The organism is Thalassospira sp. ABL2_045, from assembly GCF_056161285.1.
Genome location: NZ_JBSWYV010000007.1, coordinates 202,181 through 217,495 on the forward strand (window position 1 = coordinate 202,181; position 15,315 = coordinate 217,495).

At 55.0% G+C, this 15,315-nt stretch carries 16 protein-coding genes; 7 read left to right on the forward strand and 9 right to left on the reverse strand.

Going from position 1 to position 15,315, the window contains the following annotated elements:
• Positions 1 to 114 precede the first annotated feature (114 nt).
• The 3 genes from ACXAIA_RS12325 to ACXAIA_RS12335 form a co-directional block, all read right to left on the reverse strand.
• Positions 115 to 1,017 (reverse strand): phage tail protein, encoded by a 903-nt coding sequence (locus ACXAIA_RS12325; RefSeq protein ID WP_475347065.1) that lies wholly within the window; start codon positions 1,015 to 1,017, stop codon positions 115 to 117.
• Between the two features lie 49 nt (positions 1,018 to 1,066).
• A complete protein-coding gene (locus tag ACXAIA_RS12330; RefSeq protein ID WP_475347066.1) occupies positions 1,067 to 1,999 on the reverse strand; it encodes a 50S ribosomal protein L11 methyltransferase in 933 nt (310 codons plus the stop codon).
• 155 nt (positions 2,000 to 2,154) lie between these two features.
• The gene (locus tag ACXAIA_RS12335; RefSeq protein ID WP_475349585.1) at positions 2,155 to 2,850 is read right to left on the reverse strand and encodes a nitroreductase family protein; all 696 of its coding nucleotides are present in this window, start codon (positions 2,848 to 2,850) and stop codon (positions 2,155 to 2,157) included.
• A gap of 438 nt (positions 2,851 to 3,288) precedes the next feature.
• On the opposite strand from ACXAIA_RS12335, the gene ACXAIA_RS12340 reads away from it, so the two are divergent.
• Together ACXAIA_RS12340 and ACXAIA_RS12345 are read left to right on the forward strand one after the other, a co-directional pair.
• The gene (locus ACXAIA_RS12340) at positions 3,289 to 4,065 is read left to right on the forward strand and encodes a ferredoxin--NADP reductase (protein ID WP_475349586.1); all 777 of its coding nucleotides are present in this window, start codon (positions 3,289 to 3,291) and stop codon (positions 4,063 to 4,065) included.
• Positions 4,066 to 4,269: 204 nt separating this feature from the next.
• Positions 4,270 to 5,622 carry a PAS domain-containing protein gene (locus ACXAIA_RS12345; RefSeq protein WP_475349587.1) on the forward strand — a complete coding sequence of 451 codons (1,353 nt, stop codon included), beginning with the start codon at positions 4,270 to 4,272 and terminating at the stop codon, positions 5,620 to 5,622.
• 84 nt (positions 5,623 to 5,706) lie between these two features.
• Here ACXAIA_RS12345 and ACXAIA_RS12350 read toward each other — a convergent pair whose 3' ends face one another.
• From ACXAIA_RS12350 to ACXAIA_RS12375, 6 genes are all read right to left on the reverse strand, one after another.
• Entirely contained in the window at positions 5,707 to 6,054 is a 348-nt protein-coding gene (locus ACXAIA_RS12350; RefSeq protein ID WP_475349588.1) for a tRNA-binding protein, read from the reverse strand.
• Positions 6,055 to 6,257: 203 nt separating this feature from the next.
• Entirely contained in the window at positions 6,258 to 6,710 is a 453-nt protein-coding gene (locus tag ACXAIA_RS12355; RefSeq protein WP_475347072.1) for a phasin family protein, read from the reverse strand.
• A gap of 197 nt (positions 6,711 to 6,907) precedes the next feature.
• Positions 6,908 to 7,648: a TetR family transcriptional regulator gene (locus tag ACXAIA_RS12360; RefSeq protein WP_475349589.1), complete on the reverse strand. Its 741-nt coding sequence runs from the start codon at positions 7,646 to 7,648 to the stop codon at positions 6,908 to 6,910.
• 33 nt (positions 7,649 to 7,681) lie between these two features.
• Complete coding sequence (gene proC / locus ACXAIA_RS12365) at positions 7,682 to 8,497, reverse strand: pyrroline-5-carboxylate reductase (RefSeq protein WP_475349590.1); 816 nt, start codon at positions 8,495 to 8,497, stop codon at positions 7,682 to 7,684.
• A gap of 366 nt (positions 8,498 to 8,863) precedes the next feature.
• A complete protein-coding gene (locus tag ACXAIA_RS12370; RefSeq protein WP_475347075.1) occupies positions 8,864 to 9,370 on the reverse strand; it encodes a type III secretion system chaperone family protein in 507 nt (168 codons plus the stop codon).
• A gap of 223 nt (positions 9,371 to 9,593) precedes the next feature.
• Positions 9,594 to 9,932 (reverse strand): accessory factor UbiK family protein, encoded by a 339-nt coding sequence (locus ACXAIA_RS12375; RefSeq protein ID WP_475349591.1) that lies wholly within the window; start codon positions 9,930 to 9,932, stop codon positions 9,594 to 9,596.
• Between the two features lie 211 nt (positions 9,933 to 10,143).
• Between ACXAIA_RS12375 and rfaD the strand changes: the two genes are divergently transcribed.
• The 5 genes from rfaD to ACXAIA_RS12400 all read left to right on the forward strand — a co-directional run.
• Positions 10,144 to 11,130: an ADP-glyceromanno-heptose 6-epimerase gene (gene rfaD / locus ACXAIA_RS12380; protein WP_475349592.1), complete on the forward strand. Its 987-nt coding sequence runs from the start codon at positions 10,144 to 10,146 to the stop codon at positions 11,128 to 11,130.
• A gap of 121 nt (positions 11,131 to 11,251) precedes the next feature.
• Positions 11,252 to 12,085, forward strand: a complete 834-nt coding sequence (lgt, locus tag ACXAIA_RS12385; protein ID WP_475349593.1) for a prolipoprotein diacylglyceryl transferase — start codon at positions 11,252 to 11,254, stop codon at positions 12,083 to 12,085.
• Positions 12,086 to 12,092: 7 nt separating this feature from the next.
• Positions 12,093 to 13,220 carry a class I SAM-dependent methyltransferase gene (locus ACXAIA_RS12390; RefSeq protein ID WP_475349594.1) on the forward strand — a complete coding sequence of 376 codons (1,128 nt, stop codon included), beginning with the start codon at positions 12,093 to 12,095 and terminating at the stop codon, positions 13,218 to 13,220.
• A 310-nt stretch (positions 13,221 to 13,530) separates the two neighbouring features.
• On the forward strand, positions 13,531 to 14,361 hold the full coding sequence (pgeF, locus tag ACXAIA_RS12395) for a peptidoglycan editing factor PgeF (RefSeq protein ID WP_475349595.1): 831 nt from the start codon (positions 13,531 to 13,533) through the stop codon (positions 14,359 to 14,361).
• A gap of 90 nt (positions 14,362 to 14,451) precedes the next feature.
• The coding region (locus ACXAIA_RS12400) for a hypothetical protein (RefSeq protein WP_475349596.1) at positions 14,452 to 15,315 on the forward strand (864 nt) is incomplete at its 3' end.

Genomic DNA, 15,315 nt, shown 5'->3' on the forward strand with positions numbered 1-15,315 from the left:
TCTGCCCCGCAGCGTCAAGTATCTTGACCGTAGCAGCGCTACGCTCGGTGATCCTTTCCTTGCAGGACAGAAGAATGCCTCCGGCAAAACGTTTCAATCTAAACGGAAATTGCTCTAAGGCCGTGGTGGATAAAGACCATCGGTCATGATTATCCAATTGAGACCGAGTTGGGGCGGCAATTTGTTTATGGTCGCGTCTGAGGTTCCAGCATAAGAAACTGAAACGGTACCTCCTGCCGCAGAAGATATATCGACATTGAGGTTAAAATCCGGGTCGGGAACAGCGACGTTGATACCGGATGTTACTGCATATCCGGTGAGCGATACTGACAAGCCACTTGTGTCGACATTAAATGCGCTGCCATCCACTGTTTTACCCGTAGAAGGAACGTTGCCGGAAACCGAGACATGACCTGCTGCGACTTCACCAGATGACGGTGCGGTATCAAACATGTTTACCGGATTTCCTGCAATATTTGGTTGTGCCAGAGCTCCATTGTTCTGGGGGGAAGCTAACGCGCCGTTATTATTATTGACATAAGAGTTTCCATTCAGGGTCACGGGAGTTATTCCTGTTACGGGAGCCGTGCCGTTAATTGATGCGGTACCGGACACGGTGCTGGTTGCAATATTGAGGTTTGCATCGCTCGTGACCTTGCCTGTTTTGCTGGTTATAGTTCCTGTGACCGGGTATGTTCCTGTTGAGCCTGATGGAGTGAATTCAGCCTCGTGATAATGATTTGGTAAAGGCACGGTGGAAGTTTCCGCGCCACGCAATCCTCCAAGTATGACATTTGTCAAACCTGGTCCCTGACCTGTGCCCACTGCCGTTCTGCCCCGCATGTCCGGTAATCCGAAGGAGCTACGACCATCGCCACCGAATCTGTTGCCAATAAGGGAATAGAGAGTCTGATAATCAACAATGGGGACAATTTGGCCGAAACAAAATGCTGTATCAACGGGTGCAAAATTTGCTGCAGTGCAGCTCATCATCGCGGTATAGCTATCGGGCCCCATGATGAAATACCTCCTATATAAAGGTTAAAGTGTCATTTTGAGCAATATGTCACGGTTGATTCTTCATCCAGCGAAGTGACCAGTTCAGACTGTGTTGACGACGGCCGGTGTCAACTGAGACAGTCAGACTATCTTTGGTCTCAACTGGCGTTGGATCCCCTAGAGTAAAGATACCGCAAGACCATGATGGCCTGCTTTGTCCGGGGTAGTTGATAATTTTTAGATCAGGATCCACCGAAGGTACCATATCGGCCTCAAACCACAGGACAAAAGATCTCAGTGTTCCGGGGCGGTCAATAACCAGATTGATCTTGAGCGGATCTGCGGCCGGGACTTCCGTCATGCCAACTGCGACTTCGTCCAATATTGCGGGGGAACCCAGCGGAACAAAATCAGTTTCCGGCATTCGGAAGGCCATATTGTTGTCACCCGGAAGGTTTTCCAGAACCGACCAGTCGAAGTCAGCGATGCTTGCGCTGGAGTTTAGGGCGTGTGTCAAGTGACTGAAATCAGACGGGGCAATCATCGCACGCACAGTATGCGGGATGGTGATGCCATCAAGCTTCAGATTGTTGCGTGCAAAAGCTCCTGCCAAATTCTGGATCTGCTCGTCAACACCGGTTGTTCCCATTGTCTCCGTTACGAGAATATCCACTTTTTCCGGCAGGCGAATAGTTTCGGCATCACCGAGCACAACTTCGATTGTATCTCTGTACCCATTGGCAGCAATGTTTTGTCGCGCCAACTCTGCTGCTTCGGGAACACGTTCAACGGCATAGACTTTCTTTGCTCCGGCACGCGCGGCAAAAAGCGCGAGTACTCCCATTCCGGTTCCGACATCGGCGACAATGGTCTCGGGGGTGACAAGTTTTTCAAGTGCGGCGCGATAGGCCTGCATGCGCTGGTTGTCTTGCAGCATGTTGCTGAATGTGTTTGCATGGCCGTGCAAAGACATGGCGCTTCTTTGTGCCGAAAAATTCATGATTCAGTCTCTTTCGGGGATGAGCCCAGCAGAAGGACAGTATATTGTATTGCAAATGCTTCTAGTTGTGGAGTGGCAAGTTTTTGCGCGGTGTATTTATAGACTACGCTTCTGGCGTCGATAACCTGCCTGCAAGTTGTGCGCGAATAGGTGCTCTAGAAAAATGTCGCGATTTCTGACAGGTCCTTTTTCTCGGTCGCGTGGGCCGGGATGGTGGCATCCGAGGCCGGGTAGCCGGTGACCAGCAGGATATAGGGCTTGTTGTGATCGGGGCGGCCGCAAATGTCGGTGAGGAAGCTCATGGGGTTAGGCGTGTGCGTCAGGGTGGCGAGGCCTGCATGATGCAGGGCAGCGATCAGGAAGCCCGTGGCGATGGAAACCGATTCCGGTACGTAGTAGTTCTTGCGCAGCTTGCCGTCGGCAGATCGGCTTTTGCGTTCGCCGAAAATACAGATCAGCCAAGGTGCTGTTTCGAGAAACGGTTTGCTGTCATCGGTGCCAAGCGGTTTGAGGGCATCCAGCCATTCCTCGCCCGCGCGACCTTCATAGAAGGCGCGTTCTTCTTCCTCTGCCGCGAGGCGGATTTTGCGTTTCATCGCCGGGTCACCAATCACTGAGAAATGCCAGGGTTGGTGATTGGCGCCATTGGGGGCGGTGCCCGCCGCGCGAATGCAGGTTTCGATAATATCGCGCGGGACGGGGCGGTCCGAAAAATCGCGGACGGTATGGCGGGTTTTGATGTCGTCATAGAAGCCTTGCGCCTGCGCGCGCATCTGGGCGAGGTCATATTCCTGGTAATCGGGTAGGGGAACGGGGACGAAATCGGTGGTCAGGGATTTGGGGGACGACATGGCGCTTCCTGATGGTTCTTGTTTTATGATTGGTCGGCCATCTTATGGGGGGCGAATCTGAGCGGCAAGGTGAAATCCGTGCGGGAATAAGGATGTCTAAGGTGCCGGTACCCGGGGCTGCAATCCGCACATATTCATTGCGATGTATCATTGCACCAACCGGTCTGTGGGCTTATCAAACCGGCAGGCGGGGCGCTGGATGGTGCTGTGATGCCGCTGCTGCCCGGTTTCCTGCCTTTGGGCTTATTTTACACTAAATATGCATAAAATTATGTAATTCACACCAAATGACAATAAATTTTGATTGTTTCCTTGCGATATACGCTTGATTGATGTTAAATCGCGACAACTTGGCATGGAATGCGTGCCGGGATATATACTCCGTGTTTCCCGCCACGGTTCCACACACAGACAGACGAAACGGATTGATGTAGCGTTATGGCCAGCAATTTAAACGAAGAAACCGTCACTTATGTCCATCATTGGACCGACACCCTCTTCACGTTCAAAACCACCCGTGATCCGGGCTTCCGATTCATCAATGGTCAGTTTGCGATGATCGGTCTCGAAGTTGAAGGCAAGCCGCTTCTGCGCGCCTATTCGATGGTCAGTGCAAACTATGACGAAGAACTTGAATTCTTCTCGATCAAGGTGCCGAACGGTCCGCTGACCTCGCGTTTGCAGCATATCAAGGTGGGTGACAAGATCCTGGTCGGGCGCAAGCCGACCGGGACCCTGATCCATGACAACCTTCTGCCGGGCAAGAACCTGTGGCTGCTGTCGACCGGTACCGGCCTTGCGCCATTCATGAGCGTGATCCGCGATTACGAGACCTATGAGCGTTATGACAAGGTGATCCTTGTTCATGGTTGCCGTGAAGTGCGTGAACTGGCCTATCAGGAATTCATTCACAGCGAACTGCCCCATAACGAATTCTTTGGCGAGGAAGTGCAGAACAAGCTGCTGTATTACCCGACCGTCACCCGCGAAGAGTTCAAGCATCAGGGCCGTATTACCGAGCTGATGAAATCGGGCAAGCTTTACGAAGATCTTGGTCTGGAAAAACCGACGCTTGAAAATGATCGTTTCATGCTGTGCGGCAACCCGGAGATGATTGCCGATACCCGCCAGATGCTCCTCGACTGGGGCGGCAAGGAAGGCAATATGAACGAACCGGGTCACTTTGTGATCGAAAAGGCGTTCGTCGAGAAATAAGTCCGTAGTCATGCGGACAGTAAAAAAGGGGCGCGGCATTCGATTGTCGCGCCCCTTTTTATACAAAATGTGTATATAAAAACTATACCAATGTGTATAATACTCCCCAAATGGGGATGTCCGGTTGGCGGCGGAGTGAAGATACTCGGCGAAACAAACAAGCCCTGTCTTCTGTCGTCTGATCCCGAAGTTCCGGAGTTACCCATGAATTCAATGATGGCCATTCGTGTTGAAACTGCCGACATGTTTTCGGACATGTTTGATGTTGTTGATGCGTCCTTTGCAGTCGCAGAATTCGATCTTGATGGAAAGATCATCCGGGTCAATGACAACTTCCTCGCACTGACCGGCTATGACGAAGACGAAGTTCTTGGGCAGTATCACGCGACGTTCATCTCAAACGATATCGCCGAGGCACCGGAATATGGCCTGTGCTGGGCGGATCTGCGTGCCGGGAAAAACAAACGGGTTGTCCTGCCCTGGGTGACCAAATCGGGCGAACGCAAATGGGTTGAAGAGACGGTTGGACCGATCCGGGATGCCAAGGGGACTGTGGTCCGGATTATTCGGATTGGTGTCGATGTCACGGAGCGTCATGACAGTTTCGCCGATCTGCAGGGGAAGGTTGATGCGATTGAGCACAGCCATGCCGTGGTCGAGTTCGATGTTGCGGGCAACATCCTGTCCGCCAATTACAATTTCCTTGTCGCGATGGGCTATAACCGCTCAGAGGTAGTCGGCAAACATCACAGCATGTTTGTTGAGCCCGACTATGCGCAAAGCATCGACTACCGGGCATTCTGGCGGTCGCTTGCCAAGGGTAAAACCACTGCGCGCCAGTTCAAGCGTATTGGCAAGAATGGTCGCGAGGTCTGGTTTGAGGCCAGCTATAGCCCGATTTACGGGGCCGAGGGCAGTGTGTGCAAGATTGTCAAATTTGCCACTGATATTACCGATCAAGTTGCCTCGCTGGTTGATCTGAAATCAACCCTTGAGACCGGCTTTGATGAGGCAGATCAGATCCTTGGCAAGTTTGATCATAGCTATGGTGATGTATCCCAGTCATTCCGTCAGGCGCAGGCGCATCTGGAAGTGAGTGCGATGGTTGCCGGCCGGCTTGTCAGCAGTGTTGATGAGACCGCACAGCGCCTGAGCGAACTTCGTACAGTAGCCGATCGTGCCTATGACCATGCAATTGAGGGCGATGGCGCGATTGTGTCGCTGGAAGACGCGGTTGATGTATTGCGCGACTGCGCACGCGACGATCCCGCCATCATCGAGCAGATCAATGTTTTGGAAAAATGCATCAGCGAGACGGCACGTATTTCAACCGCGCTTCGTTCCGACCTCAAGGCGATGCTGAGCCGCGTTGCCGTGGTGTCGCTGGCCATTGGTGAACAGGGCGACGTCACCAGTCAGGTCAGAAGCGAGATGCATGGCGTTCAGGCCGCGCTGGAAGCATCGCACGGATCATTTTCAGAGATGGTCAATGTCTCCGAAGAGGTGGCGATGGTCGTTGGTCAGGCGCGCGAAGCGTCGGTTGTTTTGGCACGCTAACCCTGCCGGGAGCGTGACACGAGCGGGGATGGGGCGGATGTCGCAACGACGATATCCGCCTTTTCCTTTTTGGTCAGGTCGCAATCAGAACAGGCGTGATCCGTTCGGGACATCCTGATCCGGGCGGATCAGGACAATGCCCTTGTCGTCATCTGCATCGGGGAAACCAAGGCAGAGGAATTCCGACATGAAGGGGCCGACCTGTTTTTTGGGGAAATTGACCACGCCGGCCACCTGACGGCCGATCAGTTTTTCAGGCGTGTAATGCTTGGTGATCTGGGCGGATGTTTTCTTGGTGCCGATCTCGTCGCCGAAATCCACCCAGAGCTTGAGCGCAGGGCGGCGGGCTTCGGGAAATTCCTGGGCGTCAATGACGGTCCCGACACGGATATCGACTTTCAGAAAATCATCAAAACTGATTTCGTCACTCATGACTGTCTCCTTGTTTATGAGCGCAGCTTAGTAAGATCAGATCACGGTGATAAGCCCAAACCAGCAATGCCGGGTGAATTTCGGAGTTTGAGCAAAAAGGGCGGGGATGGGACAGGGGGATGATACAGGCGGGCAAAAGAAAAATGGCAGGACCATAAGGCCCTGCCATCAAGTAGATTACGGGAATTTAACAGCCAAAGCTGTTACTTCGAAGCTGCGGTCTTTTCGATAGCAGCTTTGAATTCGTCAAGGGATTCGGTAAAGCGAGTCTGCAGAAGGGTCAGAGCCTCTTCCTGGGACTTGGTTACCAGACCAGACAGTTCCTTGGCGTTTGCAAGAGCTTCTTCGTAAGCAGCTTTTGCTGCTTCGGTCTGTTTTGCAGCCGAAGCCATCGGGTCGTCAGCAGAAGTAGCAGTGAAATCTTTGCCCTGGGTCTGAACTTTATCCAGCAGCGTTTTGAAGATTTCACTCTGGCGCTGAGCGACAGCCTGGAAACCGTCGAAGGCCACCTTGTTAGCTTTGGTGAGGGCTTCCACGTTTTTACGCTGGAACGCCATCATTTCGTTCACATCAACACCCGGAATTTTGAAGTCCGCAGTGTATTTGGTGAAGTCGAGGTCAAAGAACGGATTGGTTGCCTTTTTTGCGGCGGTCATGGTTTGCACTCCATTAATTTGCAACAGATATGGAATGAGGCGCTATTGTGCGCCGCACAAATTCAACTGCAATATGCCGGAATGATTGCCTGTCGTCAAGGAATTTTTTGCACTGCACAATAACTTTTGGGTTAATGTTTTGTGTCTGAAATATAACCTTGGGTGTGCATCTGATTTTCGGGTTTCAAATCAGGGAATTAGCTGTTGGCGCCTGATGTGCCCCCTGATGGTGCCCCCTTATGGGCACCCTCATCGGTCGGGGTGTTTTGATCGCCAGCCTCAGTCGGGCTTGCAGATTTTTTGAACGAAAAACCCCGGGCGCGTTTGCCGATTTTATCACAAATCGATGATGCCTTACCAAGACCCTTTTCAACCCTGCGGTCCCATCCGGCGGCCTTGGACAGTTCCCGATCGAGATAGGCCATGGTCGGGCCGAAATCGGTGCTGTCATCATCAAGCCACTGTTTGAAGGTCTTGGCATAAACCGCCGTCAGCCCGGCCACACGCATGCTGCCATGCAGGCCTGCGGTCTGAAATCCGGCGGCCTCAAGCATCCAGCGCATGGCACCGAAATGGGTTTTGATCGCGCGCAGGCCGTCAGTCGGGCCAAGGTCACCGCCCGATGTAATGATCGAACGCAGAGCAGGGCGATAGTCCGAGAGGATGTCAAACCGTGCCATGATCACCGCAATCAGGCGGTCATGGCCGGGTTCATTGAAATCGTCGGAATCGAGATCTGCAAGGACTTCGCGGTCAACCCGCTTGACAAAGCGGCGCAGGATATCGCCCTTGCTGCTGCAATGATCGTAGCACTCGGCAACCGAGATATCGGCTTCGCTTGCGATATCGATCAGGGTGACGTCATGCCAATCGCGTTCTGCGGCGAGCTTCAGGGCCGCATCAATCAGAAGATTGGGGATATCCTTTTTGGATGGCATGACGTCCTCCTTGGTTTTGATGTTGGTGGGTGCTTAGCCCGCGAGTTCTTTGGACCGGTCACGTGCAGCACCGACCGCACGGGTCATCAGTTCGGGCAGGCCGGTTTTTTGATCCATCAGAACATCAAGGGCGGCGGCGGTGGTGCCGCCGGGGCTTGTGACATTCTTGCGCAGGGTGGCGGCGGTTTCTTCGCTGGCATCAAGCAGGAAGCCGGCTCCCACCACGGTCTGGCGGGCCAATGTCATCGCCTGATCGGCAGGAAGGCCAGCGGCTTCGCCTGCCTGTGCCATGGCCTCGACCAGATGGAAGATATAGGCAGGCCCACTGCCCGAAAGCCCGGTGACGGCATCCATCAGGCCTTCATCTTCAACCCAGGATACCATGCCGACAGCCTCAAGCAGGGTCTGGCACATTTCGCGCTGGGCGATGCTGACATTTTCGGTCGGGCACATCACCGTCATGCCGCGCGATACGGCTGCTGGCGTATTGGGCATCGAACGCACGACGCGTGCGGTGTCGCCAAGATGGCTGGTGAAGAAATCGATGGTTTTGCCCGCGGCAACCGACAGGAATACGGTTTCGGCACGGACCATCGGTTTGTAGGCGTCAATCACATCGGGCAGGACCTGTGGCTTGACGGCAAACAGCACGACCTGCGGGACGAAGTCGGACGGCACATCGGCAACATCGGTGACGCCATTGATGCCATAGCTTGCTTCAAGCTTTTCGGCGGCCTCGGTCTGTTCAACAATATAGACGTTGGAAGCCACCAGCCCGCGGGCCAGCCAACCTTCGAGCATGGCGCTGCCCATTTTGCCACAGCCAACCAGCAAAAGACGCGTATTCATAAATTCAGCTCCGCTTTATCCATCGGGTTTGGTTGATCGTTTGGTTAATCGTGGGGCGATCAACACATGTGAAGCAATGCCGTAGCGATCTTCTCAAGGTGGGTCAAGTCAGGGCGAAGGGCAAGAGGCGTGTGTCTCAAACAGCGGTTTGGCGCGCGCCCCCTGTGATCTGGATGCTTTGGCTGGGATATGCGGGTGCTTCGGGATTTTCTGTTGTGAAGGCCGCGCGCAAAAGCCGGTTTGCGGCGATTGTTTTGTTTTTACAAAAGCGCGCCCCGCGGCGAAAAAAAACGCCAGAAATGACGCCGGAAACGACAAAGGACGGCGATATGCCGTCCTTGTAACGCAAATAGACCGGGTTTGGGATCAGGCCTGCCCGGCAGGTTCGAGCATGGCGTGCACCAGGGCTTCGTCCGGGGATTTGCCCTGACCCAGCACGAAGTTAAATGCCGGGAAGAAGCGCTCGCATTCCGAAAGCGCGATTTCAATCAGCTCTTCGAACTGTTCGACCATCGGTGGCACGTCACCACCAAACAGCAGGGTATGGCGAAACAGCGGCATGTTTTCTTCAAGCCACAGGCCGAAATGCCCGATCCAGAGCTGTTCATTGCATTTGGCAACCAGCTCATAAATACGTGGGCGCAGCGGTTCGGGCACGAACAGATCAAAGCAACAGGCGATATGCAGCGCCTCGGCATCGTCACGCCAGGTGAAATAGACCAGATAGGTGCACCAGTGTGCGGGGATTTCGACCACGATCTCGTCCGAGCTGCGGCGTTCGAGATGCCACTGGTTGGTGCGGGCAATATCCTCGACCAGCAGCAACGGATTTTCGTCGCCGATGTCGCCGATATCTTCCATTTGGTCGTTCATCTATACCCAGCCTGTTCAAGCATATGCGAAAGGGCGCGCACTATATGCCGGTGAACGCTTTGTTTCAACCGCTGCTGCGCGCAGGACTGCAATGAATATTCTGATCACGGCCCGGGGCCAATTCAAATTGACCGTTTGGCGCGCCAGCTTGTGACGGCAAATAAGGGCCGAGGTGCGTTTTCCACCCACGGCCTTATTTCATATGTGGGGATGATTTGCCCGATCAGGCGTCTTTTTTTGTCGCCGTTTTGGCCGCAGTTTTCGGGGCGGCCTTGGCAGTGCTGCGTTTGGCAGCCGGCTTTTTGGCAGGCTCGGTTGCATCAAGGCGCTTTTCGAGATCGGCGATCTTGGCTTCGAGCGCATCGATGCGTTCGGCCGCACGGATCGCGACATCATGGACGACGTCATATTCTTCGCGGGTGACCAGATCCATGTTGAGCAGGATCTTTTCAAACTGCTGGCGGACCATGGCATCGACTTCGCCTTTGACACCGGTCATGGTGCCCAATGCGGAATTGGTAACACGGGTCAGGTCATCGAGAATGCGGTTGTTGATCTGCATGGTGGTCTCCGGCTTTTTGAATCTGTTGTTGGGCATAATATGGCGCATCATCGCGTCAGGGCAAGCCGCACGTCATGAAGCGGACGTGACGATAGCGTTATTTTGCATGGCTTTTCTTGCTCCAGATCAGGGGCGGTCTTATAAAGTGTCGTCAAACATGATCTGTCGTCTTTGCTGAATGCGGGCTGGACGGCCTCGGCAGGAGAAAGCAATGCTTATCGTCACCGGTGGTGCCGGGTTTATCGGTTCCAATATTGTTGCCGCCCTTGAAGAGCGTGGCGAGACCGACATCGTTGTCGTCGATCGTTTGCGGGATGGCATCAAATGGAAAAACATCGCCAAACGGAACCTGCGAGATATTGTCCATCCTGATGAACTGCCAGCTTTCCTTGAAAAGCATGCCGGCGATGTCGAGGCGATTTTCCATATGGGCGCGATTTCCGCGACCACAGAAACCGATGCCGACAAGATCGTCACCAACAACCTGAAACTGACGACCTGGCTGTGGGACTGGTGTTCGCACCATTCGGCCCGCCTGATTTATGCATCCTCGGCCGCGACATACGGTGATGGTACGCAGGGCTTTGATGACAGCTTTGATGAGGCTGATCTGGCAAAGCTGGCACCGCTCAATGCCTATGGCTGGTCAAAGCATGCGACCGACCGCCGGTTCCGCCGCATCCTGGATCAGAACGGGTTCCGTCCCAAACAGTTCGCCGGACTGAAGTTCTTTAACGTCTATGGCCCGAACGAATATCACAAGGGCGGTATGCGGTCGGTGGTCTCCCAGCTGTTTGACAAGCTTTCAGCAGGTGAGACCGCGACACTGTTCAAGTCACACCATCCCGATTACGAAGATGGCGGTCAGCTGCGCGATTTTGTCTGGGTTGGCGATGTCGTCGATATCATCATGTGGCTTTATGACAATCCCGATGTCAGTGACCTGTTCAATATCGGGACCGGTAAGGCGCGCAGCTTCAAGGATCTGGCATTGGCGGTGTTTGCCGCCATGGGCAAGGAGCCCGATATCAAATTCGTGCCGACCCCGGAAGCGATCCGCGACAAGTACCAGTATTTCACCGAAGCCAATATGACCAAGCTGCGCAAGGCGGGGTACGGCAAGGAAATGACATCGCTTGAAGAAGGGGTGCGGTCCTATGTGCAGGATTATCTTGCAAGCGAGGATGCGTTCCGCTGAGTGCGATCCGCACAGGATCGGGCGGCTTGCCATGATGCTGCCCAACTCCTTTGCGACTTCAGCACGGCCCACGTCCTGACTGATGACTTCAACACCCATTTGCTGATCCGGAGTTTTCCAGATGCTGAGCCTTGCCTTTCCGGCGATAGACCCGATTGCGATTTCCATCGGCCCGATTGCCATTCGCTGGTATGCGCTGGCCTATATTGCCGGTCTGCTTCTGGGCTGGAAATATGTGGTCTATTACTGCACCAAAACGCCCAACATCATGAGCAAACGCGATGTTGATGACTTGCTGTTCTGGGCGACACTGGGTGTGATCCTTGGCGGGCGGTTGGGCTATATCCTGTTTTACAATCTGGATTATTACCTCGATAACCCGGCCAATATCCTGAAGGTCTGGCAGGGCGGCATGGCGTTCCATGGCGGGTTCATGGGCGTGATCCTGGCGATCATTCTGTTTGCCAGAAAGCGCGGGATTTCCATCCTTGCCGTTCTCGATGCCGCCGCGGTCGCAACCCCGATCGGTTTGTTCTTTGGCCGGATTGCCAATTTCATCAATGGTGAGCTGTATGGCCGCACCACAGACGTCGCGTGGGGCATGGTGTTCCCCAATGGCGGGCCGGAACCACGTCATCCAAGCCAGCTTTATGAAGCGCTGCTTGAAGGTCTGATCCTGTTTGTTGTGCTGTTCATCCTGTCGCGCAATGCGTTTGTCCGCCACCGTCCGGGCATTCTTGGCGGCACGTTCGTTGCGGGCTATGGCATTTCACGCATCATTGTCGAACTCTTCCGCCAGCCCGATGCCCAGCTGGGTTATCTTGCGGGTGGCATCACCATGGGTCAGATCCTGTCGATCCCGATGGTGCTGGTGGGCGTTGGTTGCATTGTCTATGCGCTGAAATCCAAGCCGATTGAAACACGGGTCCATCCCAAAGAAGCCGAAAACGCGTAAAGTAAATATGAGTTCCGAGACCGACAGCCCGCTTTTGGCCCATATCAAGCGCAGGATCAATGTATCCGGCCCGATCACCATTGCCGATTTCATGACCGAGGCACTGGCCCATCCAGAGCATGGTTATTACCGCAAGCAGGACCCGTTTGGGCGTGCGGGTGATTTCATCACGGCACCGGAAGTCAGCCAGATGTTTGGCGAACTGATCGGGCTTTGGGCCGCAGTGACCTGGCAACAGATGGGATGCCCGCCGAAAATCGATCTGATCGAATTGGGACCGGGGCGCGGGACATTGATGTCTGATGCGCTGCGGGCTGTGCGCAATGTGCCGGGCTTTGGCGATGCGCTGACTGTGCGGTTTGTTGAAACCAGTCCGGTTTTGCGCACCCATCAGCAAACGGCCATCATGGCCTATGGCATTCCCGCAACCTGGCATGAAGCATTTGATGACATTCCGACGCGCGCCAATGTTCCGGCAATCGTCATTGGCAATGAGTTCTTTGACGCCCTGCCGATCCGCCAGTTTGAACGCGGCGAAAAAGGCTGGGCCGAACGGCTGGTGGGCGTCGATGCCAAAACCGGCGAGCTTGGGTTTGTTCGTGGGGCGGAAACACCGATTACCGATGCGCTGATCCCGGCGACCATGCGGGGGGCGGCGAAAAAAGGTGATATTTTTGAAAGTTGCGCACCCGCCATTGCCATTGCCGATCAGATCGCAAGGCGCCTGAACGAAACGGGCGGCGGGGCACTGTTTATTGATTATGGTCATCCCGGTAGTGCATTTGGCGATACGTTCCAGGCTGTGAAGGGCCATGACTATCACCCGGTTCTGAGCGATCCGGGCAATGCCGATCTGACCGCGCATGTCGATTTTGCCGCCATTGGACGGGCGATGAACGAAGCCGGGGCGCGCACCGGTGCGGTTCTGACGCAAGGGACGTTTTTGCGCATGCTTGGCATTGATCAACGGGCTGAGCTTTTGAAAACCAATGCCGATGATGATCAGCAAACCGCAATTGATCAGGCGCTGTCGCGGTTGGTCGATGCAGATCAGATGGGAACGCTTTTTAAAGTTCTGATCGGCTATGGTCGTGATACGACCCCGCCGCCTTGCGTCAGTGGCGTGGCGGGTTAGGGCCTGTTGATCATCAGGATATCGCCGTGGTTGCCGCCTAAGGGCGCGAAATTAGGAGTGAGGACGCAGGACATGCTAGGCATATTCAAGGACGCAGGACACGGTTTCGCGCCCTTAGGCAGCAATCCCTCTGGGACGGGGCGTATTTTCCCACCTGCGGCGTCGCGGCTGGCTTTCGTGGGACCTGCCACGCTGCGCCATCCACTTCTTGCAGGTGGGAAAATACGATCCCGCCACGACGGCATCCTGATGATCAACAGGCCCTGAATTGATCGCGACCGGAACGGTTTTGGGAACGGAGCAGGCCAGCATGACAGATCCGATCACCCCGGTAACCAACGGGATTGAACGCAGCGCCAACGGGCTGACCTGGTTTGAAGCCGGGAACCTGTCGGACAAGGATGGATTGCGCCATGGGTTCCTCAGCCGCAAGGGCGGGGTCAGTGACGGCATTCATGACGGGCTGAATGTCGGTTTCGGATCGGATGATGACAAGGAGCGCGTCGCCGAGAACCGCGCACGCGCCGCATCCGCGTTTGAGACCAAGGCTGATCGCCTGAGCACGGTTTATCAGGTGCACGGCACTGATGTGGCAGTGCTCGATAAGCCGCTTTCGCGTGATAAGGCGCCCAAGGCTGATGCGATGGTGACAGACCGTCCGAACATCATGCTGGGCATTTTGACCGCCGATTGTACACCGGTTCTGTTTCATGACCCGATGGCCGGGGTGATCGGGGCCTGCCATTCCGGCTGGCGCGGATCGCATGGCGGTATTTCGCAAAGCACGGTCGATGCGATGGAAATGCTTGGCGCCACGCGCGACAACATTCACGCTGCTGTTGGTCCCTGCATTGCGCGCAAATCCTATGAGGTCGACGGGACATTCCGCGACACCATTCTTGCCGGACCGGAAGGTGCAGAAGATCTGTTTGATGCGTCGGTGCGCGATGGGCATTTCATGTTTGATTTGCCGGAATATGTCCGCCGCCGGACGATTGCGACCGGGATTGCATCGGTCGAGTTGGTGGCGCGCGATACGCTGGCCGACGAAGAGCTTTTTTACAGTTATCGTCGAACGACGCTGCGCAAGGAGCCTGATTACGGGCGGCAGCTTTCGGCGATCATGTTGACAGAGGCGTAACATCATGCCGCATTTGATCATGCTGTTCTTCTTTATGATCATCGCGACCATGGTTGGTTGTGTGATGATGTGACGACGAAATTTGCCCCGATGAAGTCTTTCCTGCGTTCTGTTGTTTTGCTTTTTGCCGTGAGCGGGTTGCTTGCGGCTTGTGGCGATTTGCCGCGCCCGTTTGAGGGCGCTGGTCGCGCCGGTGATCCGGGCTTGCTGGAACTGCGCGATACCGGGACAGTCCGGGTCGAGACGACCGAAGATTTGCCCGAAGGGGCATCGGCCCATCTGGCGCGCGCCATGGCACGGGCGCTGCGCATGCGTGATATTCCGGCCTATAGCGAAACCGATACCGGTGGGGATTACATCCTGCGCCCCAATGTGCAGGCCAGTCTGACCGATAACGGTGCCGCGCTTGATATTACGTGGGTTCTGATGCGCCCGGACGGGCTTGCGATTGATACCACCCATTCAGCCGGGGAGCTGGCCGCTGATCAATGGTTTGCCGATCAACCCACCGGGCCTGAGGAAAACAACCTCGCCATTCCCAAGGAACTGGTTGAGAAAGTCCGCGAGCTTGAAGGCAAGGCGGATGATCCGTTGGCAAAAACCTATGAAGGGTTGGTGGCCGAGCCCGCAGACGATATCGCCTTTATGATTACCGGCGATCGGTCGGCCTTGCGGGCGGCCCCGGTGATGAAGGTGGCGCTGATTGATTTTGCCGGTGCGCCGGGGGATGGCAACACCGCCCTTGCCAGATCAGCGGGTGCCTTGTTGCAGGCACGCGGCATCACGGTCGATAACCGCGAGATCGATGACAACAGTGTCATCCTGTCCGCCACGATTGATGTTAGCCCGGTTACCGAAGAAAACACCACCCCGCTTGATCGGGTATCGATCGAATGGATCATCATGGAAGTCGATGGCACGGAACTGGGGCAGATGAACCAGAACAATGTCGTG